Here is a 20,123-nt window from a genome sequence, read left to right as displayed (position 1 = left end):
GGTACGGACCTGTGGACCTGGAGAGTGACCGGGTGACCCTGCTCGAAGCCCCCGCGCCCGCCGCCCCGGCGGCCGCCGAACCGGCCCCGCTGGCGCCCGCCGCCGCTCTGCTGCCCTCGATGGCCGCCGTCTACCGGGCGCAGCTCGCCCGGGCCCGGGTGGCCCGGATCCCGCTGCTCTTCGTGGCGACCTTCCAGTCGGTCGGCATCCTGGTGATGATGCGCGGCGTGGTCGACCCCGGCGACAGCCCGGCGGCCCGCTCGGTGGTGGCCGGATCCAGCGTGCTGGTGGTGGCGTTCGTCGCGCTCAACCTGCTCGCCCAGTACTTCGGCCGGCTGCGCGCCACGGGGGGGCTCGACCACTACGCGACGCTGCCGGTGCCGCCGGCCGCCGTGGTGCTCGGGGCGGCGGGTGCGTACGCCTCGTTCACGCTGCCCGGCTCCCTGGTCACGGCCGGCTTCGGCGCCTGGCTGTTCGGCCTGTCGGCGGCGCACCTGTGGGTGCTGCTGGCGGTGGTCCCGTTGGCCGGTGCGGCGCTGGCGGGGCTGGGGGCGGCCTGCGGGCTGCTGGCGCCCAGGCAGGAGATCGCGACCCTGCTGGGCCAGCTCGGGATGTCCGCCGCGCTGCTGCTCGGGGTCCTGCCGGTCGACCACCTGCCGACCTTCGTGCAGTGGCTGCGGGACCTCCTGCCGTCCACCTACGGGGTGGAGGCCTTCGCCCGGACGTTCGGCGAGCGGCCCGACTGGACGGCCGTGGCCGGGGACCTCTCGGTCTGCGCGGCGGTCGCCTTCGCCTCCCTCACGCTGGCCGCGTGGGCGTACCGGCGGGCCACCCGCTGACGGGCTGACCGGACCCGCGCGCCCGGGGCGTGAAACGATGGACGGGTGACCGTACCGAACACACCTGCGGGTGCCGCGGCCGGGCCCGGGCCCGACCGGGACCCGTACGCCCCGCCGACCGTCGATCTCCCGGCCGAGCGCACCAGGCCGGCGTTCCTGCCCGAGCTGCGGATCGGCGCGCTGACGGGCCTGGCCTGCGCGCTGCTCGGCGTGCTGGTCGGGCTGCTCTGGTTCTGGCTGGCGCCCAGGGTGATGTTCCAGGTCAGCGGCAACCAGATCCTCTACATGGACCCCGAGGGCGAGCAGCGGGCCGGGGCGGACGCCGTCCTCGCCCTGCTCGGGCTGGGGGCGGGTGTGCTCAGTGCCGTCACCGCCTTCCTGCTCACCCGCGGCCGTGGCGGCGGGATCGCGGTCGCGGTCGGGCTCGCGCTCGGCGGTCTGGCCGGTTCGCTGGCCGCCTGGCAGCTCGGTGCCGCGCTCGGCCCGACGGCCGACCTGCGCGCACATGCCCGGCAGGTCGGTGACGGCGGTACGTTCAGCGCGCCGCTGGAGCTCGGGGCGCACGGCGCGCTGCTGGTCTGGCCGCTGACGGCGATGGTGCTGCTGCTGGCCCTGTCGGCCGCGTTCGGCAAGCGCGAGGAGGAGCCGCCGCCGTACTGGGCCTTCGGTCCGCAGTGGTCGGCGCCGGAGGGCCGCCACCGGGCGGGCGGGGCGGCCGCGCCGCAGCAGGGTCCGCAGCAGCCGGGCCCGCAGGCGCAGACCCCGCAGCCGCAGACCCCGCCGCAGGACTTCCCCCGCCCCGAGTAGCAGCGCCCCGAGTAGCAGCGCAGGCTCAGCGGCCGATCGGGGCCGTCCGGGCGGAGGTGAGCGTCACCAGGTCGGCCGGGGCCAGTTCGACCTCCAGGCCGCGCCGGCCGGCCGAGACGAACACGGTCGGGTGGTCCAGCGCGCTGTGGTCCAGCACGGTGGGCAGCGGCCGGCGCTGGCCGAGCGGTGAGATCCCGCCCCGCACGTAGCCGCTGCTGCGCTCGGCGGCGGCCAAGTCCGCCATCGCGGCCCGCTTGCCGCCGACGGCGGCGGCCAGCGCCTTGAGATCCAGCTTCCCGGAGACCGGGACGACGCCGACCGTGAGCGCGCCGTCGACGTCGGCGACCAGGGTCTTGAACACCCGCCCGGCGGGGATCCCCAGGGCCTCGACGGCCTCGCCGCCGTACGTGTCGGCGGCCGGGTCGTGCTCGTACGCGTGCACGGTGAAGGGCACCCCGGCGGCCTCCAGCGCCACCGTCGCGGGTGTGCCCTGGCCGCCCTTCCTCGGCTTCCTGGCCATCGGACTCCTTCCTGGGTCAGTTCGGGCTGAACGCCTGCCGGGTCAGGTCCACGGCCGGCAGTGAGGGGAGCTGGGCCAGCAGGGCCGTCTCGCGGCGCAGCAGCTCCAGTTCGAGCGCGAGGCGCCCGGCGTTGTCGGGGCAGGCCAGCAGCTGCTGTTTGACCGGCGCGGGCAGCACGGCGGCGGCCGCGACCAGGTAGGACAGCACCTGCGGGTCGCCCGGCAGGTCCTGCTCGCCGGCCAGGCTGGCCTCGCGGGCGCCGGCCAGCCGCTTCTGGTACGCGCGGAAGGCCCGGACCACCCCGGCCGCGAGCGCGCCGGCGCCCTCGCCCGGCTGCTCGGGCACCGTCTCGGCCTCGCCGACCAGGTACGGGCCGCCGGTCTCCACCGAGCGCAGCCGGAACCGGGTGGTGCCGGTGACCAGCAGCTCGAACCGGCCGCCGGGCTGCTCGCGCAGGGAGCTGATGTCGGCGACGCAGCCGACGGCGTGGATCGCCTCCAGCGGGTCACCGGTGACGGTGCCCAGGCCGTCCAGCGGCCCCGCGGGTTCCTCGCTCTCGCGGACCGGGGCCACCTCGCGGCCGTCCCGGATCGCGACCACCCCGAAGCGGCGCGGCCGGTCCTCCGGTTGGTCCTGGAGGTCGGCCACGAGCCGGCGGTAGCGCTCCTCGAAGACGTGCAGGGGCAGCACCAGTCCCGGATAGAGGACCGTGTTGAGCGGGAAGAGCGGCAGCCGTTCAGTCACGGCGCACAGCGTAGTTGCCGCGCCGCCGCCCGCGCCCCGCCCTTTTCCCGGAGAGTCCCCGGATCGGCCCGGCCGCGCGCCCGCGCCGCAGGCCTCAGCCGCGCTGGAGCAGCCGGGTCGCGGCGGTGACCACCGTGGTGGCGAGCACCCAGCCGGTGATCACCAGGGCGGCCGCCACCCACTGCCCGGTCCGGTCGGGGTTCCAGCCGCCCTGCCCGAGGTCGACCACCGGGATCACCTTGCTGAGCGCGTACAGCGGGGCGTTCCAGACGGGTGCCTCGTCGGCCTTCAGCGCCGGCGGCGGGTGCTCGGAGAAGTACGCGGTGCCCAGGCCCCAGGCCAGGACCAGCCACAGCGCGGCCCGCCCGGGCCGGTAGCCGTAGCCGACCGCGAAGTCCTGCAGCACGCCCCAGAGCCGGCCAGGCAGCGGCAGGGCGGCCCGGCGGCGGCGCTGTTTGGCGTACTGCACCTCGCGGGCGTCCTCGTCCCGGCCGTCGCGGCGCAGCGCGGCGGCCAGCTGTTCGTACGGCTCGGGGCGGTACTCGGCGAGGGCGTTCTCCAGCCAGGCGATCCGCTGCCGGACGGTGAAGGGTCGGTCCGGGCGCAGCGAGTCGTAGGTGAAGCCGGTGAGCCCGACCAGGCCGTTGCGCGGCCAGCTCTCGGGCGAGTCCACCAGGTTGCCGACCCGGGCGCGGGAGAGCGAGACCTTGCCGCGGGGCGGGGTGGGGCAGGTGATCCGCAGTTCCGGGGTCTGGATCCGGCGCAGGGAGAGCTCCTGCAGCTCGGAGAGGTGGAACTCGGCGTTGGTGATCAGGCAGGCGTTCTCGAACCGGCCGTCGACCAGCCGGACGCCGCCGAAGGCCCGCAGCGGGGTGCTGGCCGCGCCGGGCGGGACGGGTGCGCCGTACCCGTCGGCGTAGATGGTCCGGGAGTCGGCCCAGCCGCCGTCCAGGGACCCGCCGAGGTAGAGGGTGTGTCCGACGGTGATGTGGGCCAGGTTGAGGCAGTTGCGGTCGTCCGCGGCGGCGTGCAGCTGGGCGCCGCGCAGTGAGAGCCGGCCGCCGATCCGGGCGGAGCGCAGGCTGACCTCGCCGTGGGCGGTGATCCGGTCGGCCTCCAGGTCCTGGCTGACGGTGAGGCCCTCGCCGGACAGTGCCCGGCCGTGCCGGTCGGCGCCGATGACGGCCTGGTTGAGCAGCAGGTCGGTGCCGATCTTGGCGTCGGTGAGCCGCAGGCCCTGCGGGAGGTGGCAGCGGGCCAGGTGCAGATCGCCCTCGGTGGCCAGCCGGGAGGCTTCCAGCCGGGGTATCAGGCAGCTGATCAGCCGTATCGTGCCGGCCCGCGCCTCGGAGATCAGCACATTGCGCTCGAACCGGCACTGGTGCAGCTCGACGTAGTGCCGGATGTCCGCGCCGGCCAGCACCAGCGGGCCGGTGATCAGGGCGCCGCTCAGTCTGAGCGAGGCGACCCGCCCGGGGGACGGCTCCGGACCGGCGAGCAGCAGCTTGGCGATCACCTCGGAACGGATCGTGCGGGAGGGGCCCCAGACCGCCGGGCCGGCCGCGTCGTCGAGGGTGTCGTCACCGACCCGCAGGTCGTGCACGCTGCCCTGCCGGAAGGCCTGCCACAGCCGTTGCTCGGTCGGCGTCCAGTCGCCCGGTGCGTGCTCCACGCCGTCTCCCCCGAAGATCGCGAATCGTCTCGGCTTTCGTATCACGGACTGAAATGCGCGACCGTCGATTTCGGCCACTCCCTACACTTGGCCCTGTGATCTCTCGAATCGACCTGCGCGGCTCCTCCTCGGACCTGCGCGACGTGCTGCCCCGTGCCGAGTTCGACGTGGAAGCCGCCCTGGAGAAGGTGCGGCCGATCTGCGAGGACGTACGCCATCGCGGGGTCGCGGCGCTGATCGAGATCACCGAGCGGTTCGACGGCGTGAAGCTGGAGAGCACCCGGGTCGCCCCGGAGCGGATCGACGCCGCCCTGGAGGCGCTGGACCCGAAGGTCCGGGCCGCGCTGGAGGAGTCGATCCGCCGCGCCCGCCTGGTCCACCGCGAGCAGCGCCGCACCGACCACACCACCCAGGTGGTGCCGGGCGGCACGGTCTCCGAGCGCTGGGTGCCGGTCGACCGGGTCGGCCTGTACGTGCCGGGCGGCCTGGCCGTCTACCCGTCCTCCGTGGTGATGAACGTGGTGCCGGCCCAGGAGGCCGGGGTCGCGGGCATCGCGGTCACCTCGCCGCCGCAGAGGGACTTCGGCGGGAGCGTCCACCCGACCATCCTGGCGGCCTGCGCGCTGCTCGGCGTCACCGAGGTGTACGCGGCCGGCGGCGCCCAGGCGATCGCGATGTTCGCCTACGGCACCGAGGAGTGCGCGCCGGTCAACCTGGTCACCGGCCCGGGCAACATCTACGTGGCCGCCGCGAAGCGCCTGCTCAAGGGCCGGATCGGGATCGACGCCGAGGCCGGCCCGACCGAGATCGCCGTCCTCGCCGACGACACCGCCGCCCCCCGCGACGTGGCCGCCGACCTGATCAGCCAGGCCGAGCACGACCCGATGGCCGCCTCGGTGCTGGTCACCGACTCGCTCGCGCTGGCCGAGGCCGTCGAGGCCGAGCTGGCGGCGCAGGTCGCCACCACCAAGCACCGCGAGCGGGTCACCGAGGCGCTCGGCGGCCGGCAGTCCGGCATCGTGCTGGTCGACGACCTGGAGCAGGGCCTCGCGGTGGTGAACGCCTACGCCGCCGAGCACCTGGAGATCCAGACCCGCGACGCCCGCGCGGTCGCCGCCCGGGTGCGCAACGCCGGTGCGATCTTCATCGGCCCCCACTCGCCGGTCTCGCTCGGCGACTACGCGGCCGGATCCAACCACGTGCTGCCGACCGGCGGCTGCGCCTGTCACTCCTCCGGCCTGTCGGTGCAGTCCTTCCTGCGCGGCATCCACGTCGTGGACTACTCCCGCGAGGCGCTCGCCGACGTCGCCGCGCACGTGGTCAACCTGGCCGAGGCGGAGGACCTGCCCGGCCACGGCGACGCGATCAAGGCCCGCTTCGACTGGACGGTACCCGGTACGTGAACCTGAACGATCTCCCCATCCGGGACGAGCTGCGCGGCCAGTCCCCGTACGGCGCACCGCAGCTGGACGTCCCCGTGCAGCTCAACACCAACGAGAACCCGTACCCGCTGCCCGAGCCGCTGGTGGCCCGGATCGCCGAGCGGGTCGCCGAGGCCGCCCGCGGGCTCAACCGCTACCCGGACCGGGACGCGGTCGAGCTGCGCGAGGGCCTGGCCGCCTACCTGACCCGCACCACCGGCTTCGCCCGCACCCGCGAGCAGGTCTGGGCGGCCAACGGCTCCAACGAGGTCCTCCAGCAGCTGCTGCAGACCTTCGGCGGCCCGGGCCGGACGGCGATCGGCTTCGAGCCCTCGTACTCGATGCACGCGCTGATCTCCCGCGGCACCGGCACCGAGTGGATCTCCGGGCCGCGCAACCCGGACTTCACCATCGACCTCGACGCGGCCACCCGGGCCATCGCCGAGCGCAGGCCGAACGTGGTCTTCGTCTGCTCGCCGAACAACCCGACCGGCACCGCCGTCGCCGCCGACACGGTGCTCGCGCTGTACGAGGCCGCGCAGGCCGCCGGGCCGAGCCTGGTGATCGTGGACGAGGCGTACGTCGAGTTCTCGCACCGCGCCTCGCTGCTGCCGCTGCTGGCGGGCCGCCCCAACCTGGTGGTCACCCGCACCATGTCCAAGGCCTTCGGCGCGGCCGGCCTGCGGCTCGGCTACCTGGCGGCCGACGCGGCCGTGGTCGACGCCGTCCAGCTGGTCCGGCTGCCGTACCACCTGTCGGCCGTCACCCAGGCCACCGCACTGGCCTGCCTGGAGCACACCGACACCCTGCTCGGCTACGTCGAGCAGCTGAAGGCCGAGCGCGACCGGCTGGTCGACGCGCTGCGCGGGCTCGGCCTCGACGTCACCGACTCCGACGCCAACTTCATCCAGTTCGGCCGCTTCGACGACACCCACGCGGTCTGGCAGTCGATCCTCGACCGGGGCGTCCTGGTCCGGGACAACGGGGTCCCCGGATGGCTGCGCGTCACCGCCGGCACCCCCGCGGAGAACGACGCCTTCCTCGACGCCGTCCGCTATTCCATCAAGGAGCTGTAACCCGCATGTCCCGTACCGGCCGCGTTGAGCGCACCACCAAGGAGACCTCGGTCCTGGTCGAGATCGACCTCGACGGCACCGGCAAGACCGACATCTCCACGGGCGTCGGGTTCTACGACCACATGCTCGACCAGCTCGGCCGCCACGGCCTCTTCGACCTCACCGTGAAGACCGACGGCGACCTGCACATCGACACCCACCACACCATCGAGGACACCGCCCTCGCGCTCGGCGCCGCCTTCAGGCAGGCGCTCGGCGACAAGATCGGCATCTACCGCTTCGGCAACTGCACCGTGCCGCTGGACGAGTCGCTCGCCCAGGTCACCGTGGACCTCTCCGGCCGTCCGTACCTGGTGCACACCGAGCCCGAGTCCATGGCGCCGATGATCGGCAGCTACGACACCACGATGACCCGGCACATCCTGGAGTCGTTCGTCGCCCAGGCGCAGGTGGCCCTGCACGTGCACGTCCCGTACGGTCGCAACGCGCACCACATCGTCGAGTGCCAGTTCAAGGCCCTCGCGCGTGCCCTGCGCTACGCCTCCGAGCGCGACCCGCGCGCGGAGGGCATCCTCCCCTCGACCAAGGGTGCGCTGTGAGCAAGTCCGCAACACTGCTGATCATCGCCGGGCTCTTCCTGTCCGGCGGCGTGTACTCGTTCTGGAAGCAGAAGCAGTCCAGGAGCCTGATCGCGGTCCTCGCGATCGGTGCCGTGCTGTGCCTCGCCTCCGGCGTCATGCGCCTCTAGAGACCGGAAGAGACGAAGAACCCTGATGGCCAAGAACGTCGTCGTGCTGGACTACGGGTCCGGCAACCTGCGCTCCGCCCAGCGGGCCGTCGAGCGCACCGGCGCGAACGTCACCGTGACCTCGGACTTCCAGACGGCGCTGAACGCGGACGGCCTGCTCGTCCCCGGCGTCGGCGCCTTCGAGGCCTGCATGCGCGGGCTGAAGGAGGTCCGCGGTGACGTGATCATCGGCCGCCGGCTGGCCGGCGGACGCCCGGTGCTCGGCATCTGCGTCGGCATGCAGATCCTCTTCGAGCGGGGCGTCGAGCACGGTGTCGAGACCGCCGGCTGCGACGAGTGGCCCGGCACGGTCGAGCCGCTGGACGCGCCGATCGTCCCGCACATGGGCTGGAACACCGTGGACGTCCCCGAGGGCAGCCGGCTGTTCGCCGGACTCGACCCCGAGACCCGCTTCTACTTCGTGCACTCCTACGGCGTGCGGAACTGGGAGCTGCAGGTGACCAACAAGAGCATCGCCGCTCCGCTGGTCAGCTGGACCACGCACGGGCAGCCGTTCGTCGCGGCCGTCGAGAACGGCCCGCTCTGGGCCACCCAGTTCCACCCCGAGAAGTCCGGCGACGCCGGCGCCGCCCTGCTGACCAACTGGGTCAACACCCTCTGAGCCAGGAGCCTGTCCTACCGATGAGCCGCCTCGAACTCCTCCCCGCCGTCGACGTCCGCGACGGCCAGGCCGTCCGACTGGTCAAGGGCGCCTCCGGCACCGAGACCTCCTTCGGCGAGCCGCTCGCCGCCGCCCTGGCCTGGCAGAACGCCGGCGCCGAGTGGCTGCACCTGGTCGACCTGGACGCCGCCTTCGGCACCGGCTCCAACCGCGAACTGCTGGCCGAGGTCACCGGCCGCCTCGACATCAAGGTCGAGCTCTCCGGCGGCATCCGCGACGACGCCTCGCTGGCCGCCGCCCTCGCCACCGGCTGCACCCGGGTCAACCTCGGCACCGCCGCCCTGGAGACCCCGGAGTGGGTCGCCAAGGTGATCGCCGAGCACGGTGACAAGATCGCGGTCGGCCTGGACGTGGTCGGCACCACCCTGCGCGGCCGCGGCTGGACCCGCGACGGCGGCGACCTCTACGAGGTCCTCGCCCGCCTCGACTCCGAGGGCTGCGCCCGCTACGTGGTCACCGACGTCAACCGCGACGGCACCCTGACCGGCCCCAACCTGGAGCTGCTGCGCAACGTCTGCGCCGCGACCGACCGGCCCGTGGTCGCCTCCGGCGGGGTCTCCTCGCTCGACGACCTGCGCGCCATCGCGACCCTCGTCCCGGAAGGTGTCGAGGGTTCGATTGTGGGCAAGGCCCTCTACGAGCAGAAGTTCACCCTCGAAGAGGCCCTGGAGGCAGTGTCCCGATGAGTGAGACCCCGGCCGCGCCGCGATCGCACCGAGTGACCGGATTCTCCCCCTGGGAGGAGCAGTTCGGATTCTCCCGAGCCGTCGCGGTCGGGGACACCGTCCTCGTGGCGGGCACCACCGCGTTCGAGAACGGCATGGTGCACCACGAGGGCGACCCGTACCGGCAGACCCTCGCCGCCTTCGAGGTGGCGTTCAAGGCCCTTGCGGAGTACGGCCTTTCGGCCGCCGACGTGGTCCGCACCCGGATGTACCTCACGCACGTACGGGACTGCGACGAGGCAGGCCGGGCGCACAAGCAGCTCTTCGACACGATCCGACCGGTCTCGACCATGGTCGTGGTGGAGGGCCTGATCGACTCCCGGATGATGGTCGAGATCGAGATCGAGGCCTACCGTCCCGGGCTGGCAACCTCCTTGGAAGGCAAGCAGTGACCCTCGCCGTACGAGTCATCCCCTGTCTGGACGTCGACGCCGGTCGGGTCGTCAAGGGTGTCAACTTCCAGAACCTGCGCGACGCGGGCGACCCGGTCGAGCTCGCCAAGCTCTACGACGCCCAGGGCGCCGACGAGTTGACCTTCCTCGACATCACCGCCTCCTCCGGCGACCGGGCCACCACCTACGACGTGGTGCGGCGCACCGCCGAGCAGGTCTTCATCCCGCTCACCGTCGGCGGCGGCGTGCGGACCGTGGACGACGTCGACAAGCTGCTGCGGGCCGGCGCGGACAAGGTCGGCGTCAACACCGCCGCGATCGCCCGACCCGAACTGGTCCGCGAGATCGCCGAGCGGTTCGGCCGCCAGGTGCTGGTGCTCTCGGTGGACGCCCGCCGCTGCCCCGAGGGCACCGTCACCGGGTCCGGCTTCGAGGTGACCACGCACGGTGGCCGCCGCGGCACCGGGATGGACGCGATCGAGTGGGCCGTGCGCGCCGCCGAGCTGGGCGCGGGGGAGATCCTGCTCAACTCGATGGACGCGGACGGCACCAAGGACGGCTACGACCTGGAGATCATCCGGGCCGCCCGCAAGGCCGTCACCGTCCCGGTGATCGCCTCCGGCGGCGCGGGCAAGCTCGCCGACTTCGCCCCGGCCGTCGAGGCCGGCGCCGACGCGGTGCTCGCCGCCAGCGTCTTCCACTTCGGCGACCTGCGGATCGACCAGGTCAAGGACGCCCTCCGGGAGGCTGGCCACCCCGTCCGCTGACCTCCTGCGGTGCCCCCGGCCCGGGGCACCGCAGGAGGGGCGGTCAGGACTGCGGCGGGACGCTCGTGATGGCGGCGAACCGGGCACCGAACGGGTCGGCAAGCCAGGCCATCCGGCCGATCCCGGGAGCGTCCGTCGCCGGCATCACCACCGAGCCGCCGGTGCCCTGCGTCCGCTCGACCACCGCGTCCACGTCGGCCACCTCGACGTACGGCAGCCAGTGCGGCGGCTGGTGGTCGTCCTGCAGCGGGGCGATACCGCCGAACGAGGCCTCCCGCTGGTCGCCCTCGGCGGCCGACAGCACCGTGTACGTCATCCCCGGCACCTCCACCTCCTCGTCGCGCCAGCCGAAGAGCGTGCGGTAGAAGGCGAGCGCCGCCGCCGGGTCACCGGAGTGCAGCTCCGCCCAGCACAGGCTGCCGGGCACCGTCACGGCGTCCAGGCCGAGGACCGCCGCCGGCTGCCAGACGGCGAACTCCGCGCCGGCCGGGTCGGTGAGACAGGCCATCCGGCCGGCATCCATCACGTCGAAGGCGGGCACCCGCACGGTGCCGCCGGCCTGCTCGGTCGCCTTGACCGCGGCGTCGGCGTCCGGCGCGTGGAAGTACACCGTCCAGGCCGAGGTCGCGCCCTCGGTCAGCGAGCCGATCGCGGCGACCGTCCGGCCGTCCTGCTGGAGGAAGCCGTAGCCGCCCGCCTCCGGGCCGGCCAACTGGAACGACCAGCCGAACACCGCCCCGTAGAAGGCGGCGGCGGCCTCGATGTCCGGGCTGCCGAGGTCGAGCCAGTTGGGGGCGCCGGGGGTGTGGTCGGTGCTGAGCATGTGGTCTGTGCTCCTTCGACGGGCCGGGAACGGGACCTGCGGCCGGGCAGGGCTGCGCACGCGCGCGGCGCCTCGGTGCTGCCCGGCGCCAACAGGCTGGCACACCCCACTGACAACTCGCCGAAACCGGGCCGCGTCGGCGGTGTCAGGGCAGCGGCCGTACCCGCCGCAGCGCCGCGACGGCCGTCTCGGCCCCGCTCACCGCGAGCTCGGCGTGCGCCCCGCGCCCGTACCCGAACAGCACCAGCTCACCCGGCTCGCCGGTGATCTCGACCGTCGGCCCGGTCGGATGCGCCAGCTCCACCCGCTGCCCGTCCGGCCGCGCCAGCACCAGGGCGACCGGCAGCCGGCGGCCCACCTCGAACCGCAGCAGCGACGGCAGCCGCCGCCACAGCGCCTGGGCCAGGCCCGGCTCCACCGGCGCCGGCCCGCCCGCACCGGCCCGCCGGACGTCCTCCGCGTGGACGAAGTACTCCACCACGTTGGCCGCCTCGTCCGCGCCCGGCAGCGCGAACGGCGACAGCCGCGGCGGCCCCTCGCGGAACATCCGCACCAGCTCCTCGTACGGCCGCTCGGCGTATCCGGCCTGGACCCGCCGGTTCCAGCCGGCCAGCGCCTTCAGCCGGATCCCCGCCGCCGCGTCCGGCCGCCGTTCCCGCAGGACCAGGTGCGCCGCCAGCTCCCGGGTGCGCCACCCGCCGCACAGCGTCGCCGCCTGCGGCCCCGCCTCGGCCAGCAGCCCCGCCAGCCGTTCCCGCTCCACCCGCGCATACCTCGCCATGCCGCCCACCCTAGGGCGCGCCTTGTGGCGGTGGTGGGGCGGGAGGAGAGTGGGAGGCAGTGCGATCGGCGGACGCCGAACCAGGGGGGCTACCTCGGGAGGTAGCGATGACCTTTGTACAGATCGTGGAGTGTCGCACGGAGCAGCCGGACGAGCTCAACCGATTGATGGACACCTGGATCGAGCAGACCCAGGGCAGGCGCACCGCAACCCACGCGATGGTCGGCACGGACCGGGCGGACGGCCGGCACATCGTGGAGATCGTCGAGTTCCCCTCGTACGAGGCGGCGATGCGCAACTCCGGGCTGCCGGAGACCGACCGGATATTCCGGGAGATGGTGGCGCTCTGCCAGGAGCCGCCCACCTTCACCAACCTCGACCTGGTCCGCGACGACCAGCTGCACAAGGAGGCCGCCCGCAGGCTGCTGATGAACCCCGCGATGGGCGACATGTCCCCGATCGACGAGCTGCTCGCGCCGGACTACTGCGACCACGACCCGTCGATGGACGGCGACACGGTCGGCCCGGCGGCCGTCAAGGCGATGATCGAGGGCTACCGCAAGGCCTTCGACTTCACGTTCGACATCCACAGCCAGCTCGCCGAAGGCGACCAGGTGGCCACCCGATGGACCTGGCGCGGTACCCACATCGGCGAGTACATGGGCATGGCGCCCACCCGCAAGACCATCGAGGCCGACGGGATGACGATCTGGCGGTTCGAGGACGGCATGGTCAAGGAGGGCTGGTGGAGCTGGGACTCCGTGGCGATGATGCAGCAGATGGGCATGATGCCGGAGAGCTGACCCGGCGGACCGTCAGCGCAGGTGGCCGGTGAGCTTCCGGCCGCCCTGCCGGTCGCTGGCCGTCAGCGTGCACGTCGCCTCGTGCATGCCCTGCTGGTAGTACTGCAGGTACGGGCCGAGCGGGAAGCCGTAGTAGGGGCCGTCGCCGCCCTGGCGCTGCCGCCACTCGGCCACCGGCGCCGTGCACAGCTCGCGCAGGGCCCGGCCGATCCCGGCGTCACTGGTGATCCCGTCCGGCAGGACCACGTCGGCGATCGCCTCGCCGTCGTGCGACCCCTCGCAGGGCCGCGCCTCGGCGCGGGTGACCGTCTCGCTCAGCTGCGGGTGGTCCAGACAGGTGCCCGGAACGAAGAAGGGATAGGGCAACACCTTCGACGGGCTCGGGCTCGGGCTCGCCGTCGCCGTCAGCGAGGCCGACGGTGGCGGCGGCCCGGCCACCCGGTGGCCGTCCTGCGGCCACAACAGGACGGCCGCCCCGACCACCAGCACCACCACGGCGACCGCCGTCGCCACCACGCGCCGCTGCCGCACGGCTACCCCCTCGACTCGCAGCCATTGTGTCCGGGCCAGGCCGCCGCCGTCAGTGGTTCGGGCGATTCCCTATACGCTGGCGGCGGCACGGCCCCGAGACGAGGGGTCAGATCTTCCATGCGCGTCGGAATCATCGGGCACGAGGGCCTGTCGGACCTGACCGAGATGCTGGTCAGGGGCGAGCTCTGGCAGCTGGTGACCACCTTCGGTGCCTACGACCTGGTCGGGGTGGGCCGCCTCGCGCCGGGCCCGGAGAGCTGGTTCGCCCAGGCGGTACTGGACCACGGCGGCAGGATCGAGGCGATCGTCCCGGCGAGCGCCGCCCGGGCCGGCACCTTCGCGGACGCGGCCGGCAACCGGCCCGGGCACCGCCTGCTCGACCGGGCGACCGCGGTGCACCGGCTCGCCCCCGTCGAGGTCGGCGGACCGGGCGACGACACCTGCCGGGCGCTGGTCGGCATGATCGACGAGCTGATCGCGGTCTGGGACGGCCGGCCGGGCACCGAGCCGGCCAGGGTGGTCGAGGCCGCGCAGCGGGCCGGCCTGTTCGTCCAGGTGGTGTGGCCGGACGGCTGCGAGAGCCCGGCGTGAGCGCGGGCCGCCGTCCTCGATCCGGCCGTCCCGCCCCGGCTGCCACAATGGGACCCATGTCCACCACGCCCGCCGCCCCCGGCACCACCGCCCTCGACCCGGCCGTCGCGGCCCGCCTCAAGCGCACCGAGGACGGCCTGCTCCCCGCCATCGCCCAGCAGTACGACACCGGTGAGGTGCTGATGCTCGGCTGGATGGACGACGAGGCGCTGCACCGCACCCTCACCACCGGGCGCTGCACCTACTGGAGCCGCAGCCGCCGCGAGTACTGGGTCAAGGGCGACACCTCGGGCCACCTCCAGCACGTCAAGAGCGTCGCCCTGGACTGCGACGGCGACACCCTGCTGGTCAAGGTCGACCAGGTCGGCGCCGCCTGCCACACCGGCGACCGGACCTGCTTCGACGCCGACGCCCTGCCGCTCGCTCGGTAATCTGTCCCCACGTCAGTCCGCCTACCCCGAACGGTGCCGAACCCCATGGACCTCGAGGCCTTCCGCAAGCTCGCCGCAGACACCCGGGTCATCCCCGTCACCCGTCGGCTCCTGGCGGACGGCCTCACCCCGATCGGCGTGTACCGCAGCCTCGCCGCCGAGCGGCCCGGCACCTTCCTGCTGGAGTCCGCCGAGCAGGGCCGCAGCTGGTCCCGCTACTCCTTCGTCGGCGTGCGCAGCGCCGCCACCCTCACCGTCGACCCGGACGGCCGGGCCCGCTGGCTCGGCGCACCCCCGGTCGGCATCCCCACCACCGGGGACCCGCTGGAGGTGCTGCGCGCCGCACTCGCCACCCTGCACACCCCCCGGCACGCCGACGACGGCCTCCCGCCGCTCACCGGCGGCCTGGTCGGCTACCTCGGCTACGACGTCGTCCGCCGGCTGGAGAAGCTGCCGAACCTCACCCCGGACGACCTGAAGCTCCCCGAGCTCACCATGCTGCTGGCCACCGACCTGGCCGTGCTCGACCACGTCGACGGCAGCGTGGTGCTGATCGCCAACGCGGTCAACCACAACGACCTCGCCACCGGCGCCGACGAGGCCTACGCGGACGCGGTCGCCCGGCTGGACGCCATGGAGGCCGACCTCGGCCGCCCGGTCGACCCGGGCCTGGCGACCTTCACCCCGACCGCCGCTGACGCCCGGTCACCCTTCGGCGGCGAGCCGTACCGCAAGGCCGTCGAAGAGGTGAAGGAGCGGATCCGGGCGGGCGAGGCCTTCCAGGTCGTCCCCTCGCAGCGGTTCGAGGCGCCGTGCCCGGCCAGTGCCCTGGACGTCTACCGGGTGCTGCGCACCACCAACCCCAGCCCGTACATGTACCTGTTCCGCTTCCCCGGTCCGGACGGCACCGCGGAGGGCGGTTTCGACGTGGTCGGTTCCAGCCCGGAGGCGCTGGTCAAGGTCACCGACGGCGAGGCGATGGTGCACCCGATCGCCGGGACCAGGCACCGCGGCGCCACCCCGCACGAGGACGCAGAGCTGGCCGCCGAACTGCTCGCCGACCCCAAGGAGCGGGCCGAGCACCTGATGCTGGTGGACCTGGGCCGCAACGACCTCGGCCGGGTCTGCGAGCCGGGCAGCGTCGAGGTGGTCGACTTCATGTCGATCGAGCGCTACAGCCACGTGATGCACATCGTCTCCACCGTCACCGGCCGGGTCTCGGCCGGCCGGACCGCCTTCGACGTGCTCACCGCCTGCTTCCCGGCCGGTACCCTCTCCGGGGCGCCCAAGCCGCGCGCGATGCAGATCATCGAGGAACTGGAGCCCACCCGCCGCGGCCTGTACGGCGGCTGCGTCGGCTACCTCGACTTCGCCGGCGACTCGGACACCGCGATCGCCATCCGCACCGCCGTGATCCGCGACCGCACCGCCTACGTCCAGGCCGGCGCGGGCGTGGTCGCCGACTCCGACCCGGCGAGCGAGGACGCCGAGTGCCGCAACAAGGCCGCCGCCGTCCTGCGCGCCGTCGCCACCGCCAACACCCTGCGCGCGCCGCTGTCGTGAGCACAGCCGAGCCACCGAGGCGGGGAGGGAGGCGGACGGCGTGACGGCGCTCGTGATCCGCACCGACGGCTTCCCCCGGGACCCCGCCCGACCGGACGGCCCGGTGCGTCAGGGATAGTGGACGGGTGACCGTACAGACCGCTCCCCGTCCCACCGACCGCCGCAGCCTCGCGCTGATGCTGCTGCTCACCGCGCTCGGCGCCGTCCTGGTGCTGACCGCCGTCGGGCGGACCTGGGCCCGGGGGGCCGTGACCGGTCTGGACGGCGGGCGGCTGGAGATCAGCGCGACCGGCAGCACGCTGACCGGTCTTCCCGGTGGCCTGGCGCTGGTCGCGCTGGCCGCCGCGGTGGCGGTCTTCGCGGTGCGGGGCAGGGCGCGGGCGGCCGTCGGCGTGCTGACGGTGCTGGCCGGGCTCGGCGCGGCGGCGGGCGCGGTGCTCGGCGCCACCGACACCGCGGGCCTGCACGCCGAGGCGGCCCGCAAGCTCGCGCTGGCCGACGCGCAGGCGCAGCAGATCAGCCACTCCGGGTGGCCCTGGGTGGCCCTGGCGGGCGGGGTGCTGCTGGCTCTGGCCGGTGCGCTGACCGTTCGCTCCGGCCGGCACTGGCCGGCCATGGGCGCCCGCTACGACGCTCCCACCCGCAAGGCCTCCGCCGTGCCGCGGGCGGCGGACTCCCCGGCCGACCTGTGGAAGGCGCTGGACCGCGGCGAGGACCCGACCGGCTGACCCGCGTCAACACCCGGACGGGTGTGACGAGGGCTACCGGGCCCCCCTTTGGGTGTACGTGTAGCCGCCCGGCACAATGGAAGGCGTCAACCCGCCGAGCGCCACGCGGCCGCCCGCCCGGGACCCGGAGAACCAAGGAGCACCAGCAGATGTCGGCAGCAGCGCACGGCCACACTCCCGCCGCCTGGACCGGCGTGACCATCGCCTTCATCGGCTTCACCGTCAGCGGTGTCGCGATGATCATTCCGAGCATCCCGCTCTTCTGGGCCGGTCTCGTGGTCGTCGTGGCCGCCGGCGTCGTCGGCAAGGCGATGTCGATGGCGGGCATGGGCAAGCAGCCCAGCCAGAACTTCGCGCCGACCCCGACCGAGGAGCGCACCCCGGTCACCGCCTGACCGCGCAGAGCTCGTACGGCCGAACGGCGGGCGCGCCACGCCCGCCGTTCCGCGTTCCTCCGCCCGGCCCGTCCGGCGGGCACAATCTGCTGCGTGAACGCTCCCGCAGCCCCGGCCCCGAAGGGGTCCCCGCTCCGCCGGCTCGGTCGGCCGCTGGCCGCCCTGGTGACGGTCGGCATCCCGACCGTGTACGTCGCCGCGGTCGATCCCGGCGCCCCGGGCCACTACCCGACCTGTCCGGTGCTCCTGGCCACCGGCTGGTGGTGCCCCGGTTGCGGCGGGCTGCGCTGTGTGCACGCGCTCACCAGGGGCGATCTCAACACTGCGGCCCACGACAACGTGCTGGTGCTGGTGCTCGCCGCGGTCCTCGCGGTGTTCTGGCTGCGCTGGATGTGGGCGGCGCTGAGCGGCGGGCCCACGCCCAGGGTGTCGTTCGGCCTGCGGCAGACGGTGTTGCTGGTGCTGCTGCTGGTCGCGTTCACCGTGCTGCGGAACCTTCCTCCCGGGGTCGCACTGGCGCCCCCGATCATCTGACCGGGCCGCGACACCGGCGCACGGAACGGCGCACAGGAGGTCCGCTCCGCGAGACGCGAGCCGGTCTGATGCGCTTCGCGCCCCCTGCGCCCGATACCATCGAAGGGCCGACGGGGGCGTGGAAGCACAGGATTCTCACCGATCCGTGCGAATCGCACCCGAGGTCAGACCTACTGCAAGACCCGGCAGGGCACGACCCTTGCCGGCTCACAGCCAGCAGAATGATGGGGGCGCTCGCGTGAGTGTGCTCGACGAGATCATCGACGGGGTCCGTGAGGACCTCGCCGAGCGACAGGCCCGGGTCTCCCTGGACGAGCTCAAGGAGCTCGCCGCCAAGGCGCCCGAGGCCAAGGACGGCGTGGCCGCCCTCCGGGGCGACGGTGTCCGGGTGATCTGCGAGGTCAAGCGCTCCAGCCCCTCGAAGGGCGCGCTGGCGGCCATCGCAGACCCGGCCGCCCTGGCCACGGACTACGCGGCCGGCGGCGCCGCCGCGATCAGCGTGCTGACCGAGCAGCGCCGCTTCGGCGGCTCGCTCGCCGACCTCGACGCCGTGCGCGCCGCGGTCGACACCCCGCTCCTGCGCAAGGACTTCATCGTCACCGCGTACCAGCTGTGGGAGGCCCGCGCCCACGGCGCCGACCTCGCGCTGCTGATCGTGGCCGCGCTCGAACAGCCGGCCCTGGTCTCGCTCATCGAGCGGGCCGAGTCGATCGGCCTCACGCCGCTGGTCGAGGTGCACGACGAGGAGGAGATCGCCCGCGCGGTCGACGCCGGCGCCCGGATCATCGGGGTCAACGCCCGCAACCTCAAGACCCTCGAGGTGGACCGCAACACCTTCGGCAACGTGGTGGACGCGATCCCGGCGCACATCGTGAAGGTCGCCGAGTCCGGTGTGCGCGGCCCGCACGACCTGATCTCCTACGCCAACCTGGGGGCCGACGCGGTCCTGGTCGGCGAGTCCCTGGTGACCGGCAAGGACCCGAAGTCCGCCGTGGCCGACCTGGTCGCCGCCGGTGCCCATCCGGCCCTGCGCAACAACGGGCGGGGCTGACCCGCACACCATGTCACTCGCCTCCCGTCTCGCCCCCGGCTGCCGCCCGCGCGGCTGCCGCGCGCCCGCACGCCGGGTGCTGGGCCGCCGGGTGCGGTACGTGATCGGGTGCGAGCCGGGGCAGGTGCCGGGGCGCCGATGGCGAAGGACGCACGGCTGACCACCGGGTCGCCGCCAGACGTCACCGCACGCCATCCCCTTCACCTCAAGGACTTCTCCATGTCCGAGAACCACCGGCCGGGCCTCCAGGTCCCGGACACCCGCGGCTACTTCGGTGCCTACGGCGGGCGCTTCATCCCCGAGGCGCTGGTCGCCGCGGTCGAGCAGGTCGCCGACGAGTACGAGAAGGCCAAGGCCGACCCGGCCTTCGCCGCCGAGCTCGACGCCCTGCTCAAGGACTACACCGGCCGCCCCAGCCCGCTCACCGACGTCCACCGCTTCTCCGCCGAGGCGGGCGGCGCGCGCGTCCTGCTCAAGCGCGAGGACCTGAACCACACCGGCTCGCACAAGATCAACAACGTGCTGGGCCAGGCCTTGCTCACCCGGCGGATGGGCAAGACCCGGATCATCGCCGAGACCGGCGCCGGCCAGCACGGCGTGGCCACCGCGACCGCCTGCGCGCTGTTCGGCTTCGACTGCACCATCTACATGGGCGAGGTGGACACCGAGCGCCAGGCGCTCAACGTCGCCCGGATGCGGATGCTCGGCGCCGAGGTCGTCGCCGTGAAGTCCGGCAGCCGCACCCTCAAGGACGCCATCAACGAGGCGTTCCGCGACTGGGTCGCCAACGTCGACTCCACCCACTACCTGTTCGGCACCGTCGCGGGCCCGCACCCGTTCCCGATGATGGTCCGCGACTTCCACCGGGTGATCGGCATCGAGGCCCGCGAGCAGGTGCTGGAACGCACCGGCCGGCTGCCCGACGCGGTCGTCGCCTGCGTCGGCGGCGGCTCCAACGCGATGGGCATCTTCCACGAGTTCATCCCGGACGCCGGCGTGCGCCTGATCGGCTGCGAGGCGGCCGGCGAGGGCGCCGAGACCCCGAGGCACGCCGCCACCCTGACCAAGGGCGACCCGGGCGTGCTGCACGGCTCGCGGACCTACGTCCTGCAGGACGAGGACGGCCAGACCATCGAGAGCCACTCCATCTCGGCCGGCCTCGACTACCCCGGCGTCGGGCCCGAGCACGCCTGGCTGAAGGACACCGGCCGCGCCGAGTACCGCCCGGTGACCGACGACGAGGCGATGCAGGCGCTGCGCCTGCTGTCCCGCACCGAGGGCATCATCCCGGCCATCGAGAGCGCCCACGCGCTGGCCGGCGCCCTGGTCCTCGGCCGGGAGCTCGGCCCGGAGGCCACCATCCTGGTCAGCCTCTCCGGCCGCGGCGACAAGGACATGCACACCGCCGCGCAGTACTTCGGCCTCTACGACGACAACGCCGCCGACGGGGGCAAGTGAC

26 protein-coding genes are annotated in these 20,123 nt (G+C 73.7%); 20 read left to right on the top strand and 6 right to left on the bottom strand.

Annotated elements, in window-relative coordinates; translation table 11 throughout:
- Nucleotides 1-32 precede the first annotated feature (32 nt).
- Nucleotides 33-839, top strand: a complete 807-nt coding sequence (locus tag OG871_RS11180; RefSeq protein WP_371496443.1) for an ABC transporter permease — start codon at nt 33-35, stop codon at nt 837-839.
- Between the two features lie 45 nt (nt 840-884).
- Nucleotides 885-1,646, top strand: coding sequence for a hypothetical protein (locus OG871_RS11175; protein WP_371496441.1), 762 nt, complete (start codon nt 885-887; stop codon nt 1,644-1,646).
- 25 nt (nt 1,647-1,671) lie between these two features.
- Here the strand turns inward: OG871_RS11175 and ybaK are convergent, their stop codons facing one another.
- From ybaK to OG871_RS11160, 3 genes are all read right to left on the bottom strand, one after another.
- On the bottom strand, nt 1,672-2,166 hold the full coding sequence (ybaK, locus tag OG871_RS11170) for a Cys-tRNA(Pro) deacylase (protein WP_371496439.1): 495 nt from the start codon (nt 2,164-2,166) through the stop codon (nt 1,672-1,674).
- Nucleotides 2,167-2,182: 16 nt separating this feature from the next.
- Entirely contained in the window at nt 2,183-2,911 is a 729-nt protein-coding gene (locus OG871_RS11165) for an LON peptidase substrate-binding domain-containing protein (protein ID WP_371496438.1), read from the bottom strand.
- A gap of 94 nt (nt 2,912-3,005) precedes the next feature.
- Entirely contained in the window at nt 3,006-4,583 is a 1,578-nt protein-coding gene (locus tag OG871_RS11160) for an oxidoreductase (protein ID WP_371496436.1), read from the bottom strand.
- A 95-nt stretch (nt 4,584-4,678) separates the two neighbouring features.
- Between OG871_RS11160 and hisD the strand changes: the two genes are divergently transcribed.
- Genes hisD through hisF form a run of 8 tightly spaced genes read left to right on the top strand, consistent with a single transcriptional unit; the run spans nt 4,679 to nt 10,433 of the window.
- A complete protein-coding gene (hisD, locus tag OG871_RS11155) occupies nt 4,679-5,986 on the top strand; it encodes a histidinol dehydrogenase (RefSeq protein WP_371496435.1) in 1,308 nt (435 codons plus the stop codon).
- Entirely contained in the window at nt 5,983-7,080 is a 1,098-nt protein-coding gene (locus tag OG871_RS11150; protein ID WP_371496433.1) for a histidinol-phosphate transaminase, read from the top strand. The genes hisD and OG871_RS11150 overlap by 4 nt, the downstream gene beginning before the upstream one ends.
- A gap of 5 nt (nt 7,081-7,085) precedes the next feature.
- A complete protein-coding gene (gene hisB, locus OG871_RS11145; RefSeq protein ID WP_371496431.1) occupies nt 7,086-7,679 on the top strand; it encodes an imidazoleglycerol-phosphate dehydratase HisB in 594 nt (197 codons plus the stop codon).
- Nucleotides 7,676-7,828 (top strand): hypothetical protein, encoded by a 153-nt coding sequence (locus OG871_RS11140; protein ID WP_371496429.1) that lies wholly within the window; start codon nt 7,676-7,678, stop codon nt 7,826-7,828. Before hisB ends, OG871_RS11140 begins: the two co-directional genes overlap by 4 nt.
- 25 nt (nt 7,829-7,853) lie before the next feature.
- Complete coding sequence (gene hisH, locus OG871_RS11135; RefSeq protein WP_371496427.1) at nt 7,854-8,489, top strand: imidazole glycerol phosphate synthase subunit HisH; 636 nt, start codon at nt 7,854-7,856, stop codon at nt 8,487-8,489.
- A gap of 20 nt (nt 8,490-8,509) precedes the next feature.
- Nucleotides 8,510-9,235, top strand: a complete 726-nt coding sequence (priA, locus tag OG871_RS11130; RefSeq protein WP_371496426.1) for a bifunctional 1-(5-phosphoribosyl)-5-((5-phosphoribosylamino)methylideneamino)imidazole-4-carboxamide isomerase/phosphoribosylanthranilate isomerase PriA — start codon at nt 8,510-8,512, stop codon at nt 9,233-9,235.
- A complete protein-coding gene (locus tag OG871_RS11125; RefSeq protein WP_371496424.1) occupies nt 9,232-9,666 on the top strand; it encodes a RidA family protein in 435 nt (144 codons plus the stop codon). Before priA ends, OG871_RS11125 begins: the two co-directional genes overlap by 4 nt.
- Nucleotides 9,663-10,433, top strand: coding sequence for an imidazole glycerol phosphate synthase subunit HisF (gene hisF / locus OG871_RS11120; protein WP_371496422.1), 771 nt, complete (start codon nt 9,663-9,665; stop codon nt 10,431-10,433). Before OG871_RS11125 ends, hisF begins: the two co-directional genes overlap by 4 nt.
- Nucleotides 10,434-10,476: 43 nt before the next feature.
- On the opposite strand, the gene OG871_RS11115 is transcribed toward hisF, so the two are convergent.
- Together OG871_RS11115 and OG871_RS11110 are read right to left on the bottom strand one after the other, a co-directional pair.
- Nucleotides 10,477-11,256 (bottom strand): VOC family protein, encoded by a 780-nt coding sequence (locus OG871_RS11115; RefSeq protein ID WP_371496420.1) that lies wholly within the window; start codon nt 11,254-11,256, stop codon nt 10,477-10,479.
- A 145-nt stretch (nt 11,257-11,401) separates the two neighbouring features.
- Nucleotides 11,402-12,037 carry a TIGR03085 family metal-binding protein gene (locus OG871_RS11110; protein WP_371496419.1) on the bottom strand — a complete coding sequence of 212 codons (636 nt, stop codon included), beginning with the start codon at nt 12,035-12,037 and terminating at the stop codon, nt 11,402-11,404.
- Between the two features lie 107 nt (nt 12,038-12,144).
- Here OG871_RS11110 and OG871_RS11105 point away from each other — a divergent pair, with 107 nt between their 5' ends.
- Complete coding sequence (locus tag OG871_RS11105; RefSeq protein WP_371496417.1) at nt 12,145-12,840, top strand: ester cyclase; 696 nt, start codon at nt 12,145-12,147, stop codon at nt 12,838-12,840.
- A 12-nt stretch (nt 12,841-12,852) separates the two neighbouring features.
- Here the strand turns inward: OG871_RS11105 and OG871_RS11100 are convergent, their stop codons facing one another.
- Nucleotides 12,853-13,371, bottom strand: a complete 519-nt coding sequence (locus tag OG871_RS11100) for a hypothetical protein (protein ID WP_371496414.1) — start codon at nt 13,369-13,371, stop codon at nt 12,853-12,855.
- 117 nt (nt 13,372-13,488) lie between these two features.
- Between OG871_RS11100 and OG871_RS11095 the strand changes: the two genes are divergently transcribed.
- The 9 genes from OG871_RS11095 (at nt 13,489) to trpB (ending at nt 20,122) form a co-directional block, all read left to right on the top strand.
- Nucleotides 13,489-13,962, top strand: coding sequence for a hypothetical protein (locus tag OG871_RS11095; protein ID WP_371496413.1), 474 nt, complete (start codon nt 13,489-13,491; stop codon nt 13,960-13,962).
- 56 nt (nt 13,963-14,018) lie between these two features.
- Entirely contained in the window at nt 14,019-14,393 is a 375-nt protein-coding gene (gene hisI, locus OG871_RS11090; RefSeq protein WP_371496411.1) for a phosphoribosyl-AMP cyclohydrolase, read from the top strand.
- A 45-nt stretch (nt 14,394-14,438) separates the two neighbouring features.
- Complete coding sequence (locus OG871_RS11085) at nt 14,439-15,956, top strand: anthranilate synthase component I (protein WP_371496410.1); 1,518 nt, start codon at nt 14,439-14,441, stop codon at nt 15,954-15,956.
- Between the two features lie 125 nt (nt 15,957-16,081).
- The gene (locus tag OG871_RS11080) at nt 16,082-16,684 is read left to right on the top strand and encodes a TIGR02234 family membrane protein (protein ID WP_371496408.1); all 603 of its coding nucleotides are present in this window, start codon (nt 16,082-16,084) and stop codon (nt 16,682-16,684) included.
- A gap of 149 nt (nt 16,685-16,833) precedes the next feature.
- Nucleotides 16,834-17,079: an HGxxPAAW family protein gene (locus OG871_RS11075; protein WP_371496407.1), complete on the top strand. Its 246-nt coding sequence runs from the start codon at nt 16,834-16,836 to the stop codon at nt 17,077-17,079.
- Nucleotides 17,080-17,172: 93 nt separating this feature from the next.
- Nucleotides 17,173-17,613 carry a DUF2752 domain-containing protein gene (locus OG871_RS11070; RefSeq protein WP_371496405.1) on the top strand — a complete coding sequence of 147 codons (441 nt, stop codon included), beginning with the start codon at nt 17,173-17,175 and terminating at the stop codon, nt 17,611-17,613.
- Between the two features lie 238 nt (nt 17,614-17,851).
- On the top strand, nt 17,852-18,664 hold the full coding sequence (trpC, locus tag OG871_RS11065; RefSeq protein ID WP_371496404.1) for an indole-3-glycerol phosphate synthase TrpC: 813 nt from the start codon (nt 17,852-17,854) through the stop codon (nt 18,662-18,664).
- A 10-nt stretch (nt 18,665-18,674) separates the two neighbouring features.
- Nucleotides 18,675-18,824 carry a tryptophan biosynthesis modulator TrpM gene (trpM, locus tag OG871_RS11060; protein ID WP_368666561.1) on the top strand — a complete coding sequence of 50 codons (150 nt, stop codon included), beginning with the start codon at nt 18,675-18,677 and terminating at the stop codon, nt 18,822-18,824.
- 59 nt (nt 18,825-18,883) lie between these two features.
- Nucleotides 18,884-20,122 carry a tryptophan synthase subunit beta gene (gene trpB / locus OG871_RS11055; protein WP_371496402.1) on the top strand — a complete coding sequence of 413 codons (1,239 nt, stop codon included), beginning with the start codon at nt 18,884-18,886 and terminating at the stop codon, nt 20,120-20,122.
- The last annotated feature ends 1 nt before the right edge of the window (nt 20,123 follow it).

This window comes from Kitasatospora sp. NBC_00374 (assembly GCF_041434935.1).
GTDB lineage: Bacteria > Actinomycetota > Actinomycetes > Streptomycetales > Streptomycetaceae > Kitasatospora.
This window is presented reverse-complemented; position numbering and strand designations above follow the sequence as displayed.

What these genes read in the sequence shown, in the direction of transcription:
- OG871_RS11110 (WP_371496419.1), bottom strand. Translation starts at nt 12,037, where the DNA reads ATGGCGAGGTATGCGCGGGTGGAGCGGGAACGGCTGGCGGGGCTGCTG.
- OG871_RS11085 (WP_371496410.1), top strand. Translation starts at nt 14,439, where the DNA reads ATGGACCTCGAGGCCTTCCGCAAGCTCGCCGCAGACACCCGGGTCATC.
- hisI (WP_371496411.1), top strand. Translation starts at nt 14,019, where the DNA reads ATGTCCACCACGCCCGCCGCCCCCGGCACCACCGCCCTCGACCCGGCC.
- hisB (WP_371496431.1), top strand. Translation starts at nt 7,086, where the DNA reads ATGTCCCGTACCGGCCGCGTTGAGCGCACCACCAAGGAGACCTCGGTC.
- OG871_RS11115 (WP_371496420.1), bottom strand. Translation starts at nt 11,256, where the DNA reads ATGCTCAGCACCGACCACACCCCCGGCGCCCCCAACTGGCTCGACCTC.
- OG871_RS11125 (WP_371496424.1), top strand. Translation starts at nt 9,232, where the DNA reads ATGAGTGAGACCCCGGCCGCGCCGCGATCGCACCGAGTGACCGGATTC.
- trpB (WP_371496402.1), top strand. Translation starts at nt 18,884, where the DNA reads ATGTCCGAGAACCACCGGCCGGGCCTCCAGGTCCCGGACACCCGCGGC.
- hisH (WP_371496427.1), top strand. Translation starts at nt 7,854, where the DNA reads ATGGCCAAGAACGTCGTCGTGCTGGACTACGGGTCCGGCAACCTGCGC.
- OG871_RS11095 (WP_371496413.1), top strand. Translation starts at nt 13,489, where the DNA reads ATGCGCGTCGGAATCATCGGGCACGAGGGCCTGTCGGACCTGACCGAG.
- trpM (WP_368666561.1), top strand. Translation starts at nt 18,675, where the DNA reads ATGTCACTCGCCTCCCGTCTCGCCCCCGGCTGCCGCCCGCGCGGCTGC.
- OG871_RS11105 (WP_371496417.1), top strand. Translation starts at nt 12,145, where the DNA reads ATGACCTTTGTACAGATCGTGGAGTGTCGCACGGAGCAGCCGGACGAG.
- OG871_RS11075 (WP_371496407.1), top strand. Translation starts at nt 16,834, where the DNA reads ATGTCGGCAGCAGCGCACGGCCACACTCCCGCCGCCTGGACCGGCGTG.
- ybaK (WP_371496439.1), bottom strand. Translation starts at nt 2,166, where the DNA reads ATGGCCAGGAAGCCGAGGAAGGGCGGCCAGGGCACACCCGCGACGGTG.
- priA (WP_371496426.1), top strand. Translation starts at nt 8,510, where the DNA reads ATGAGCCGCCTCGAACTCCTCCCCGCCGTCGACGTCCGCGACGGCCAG.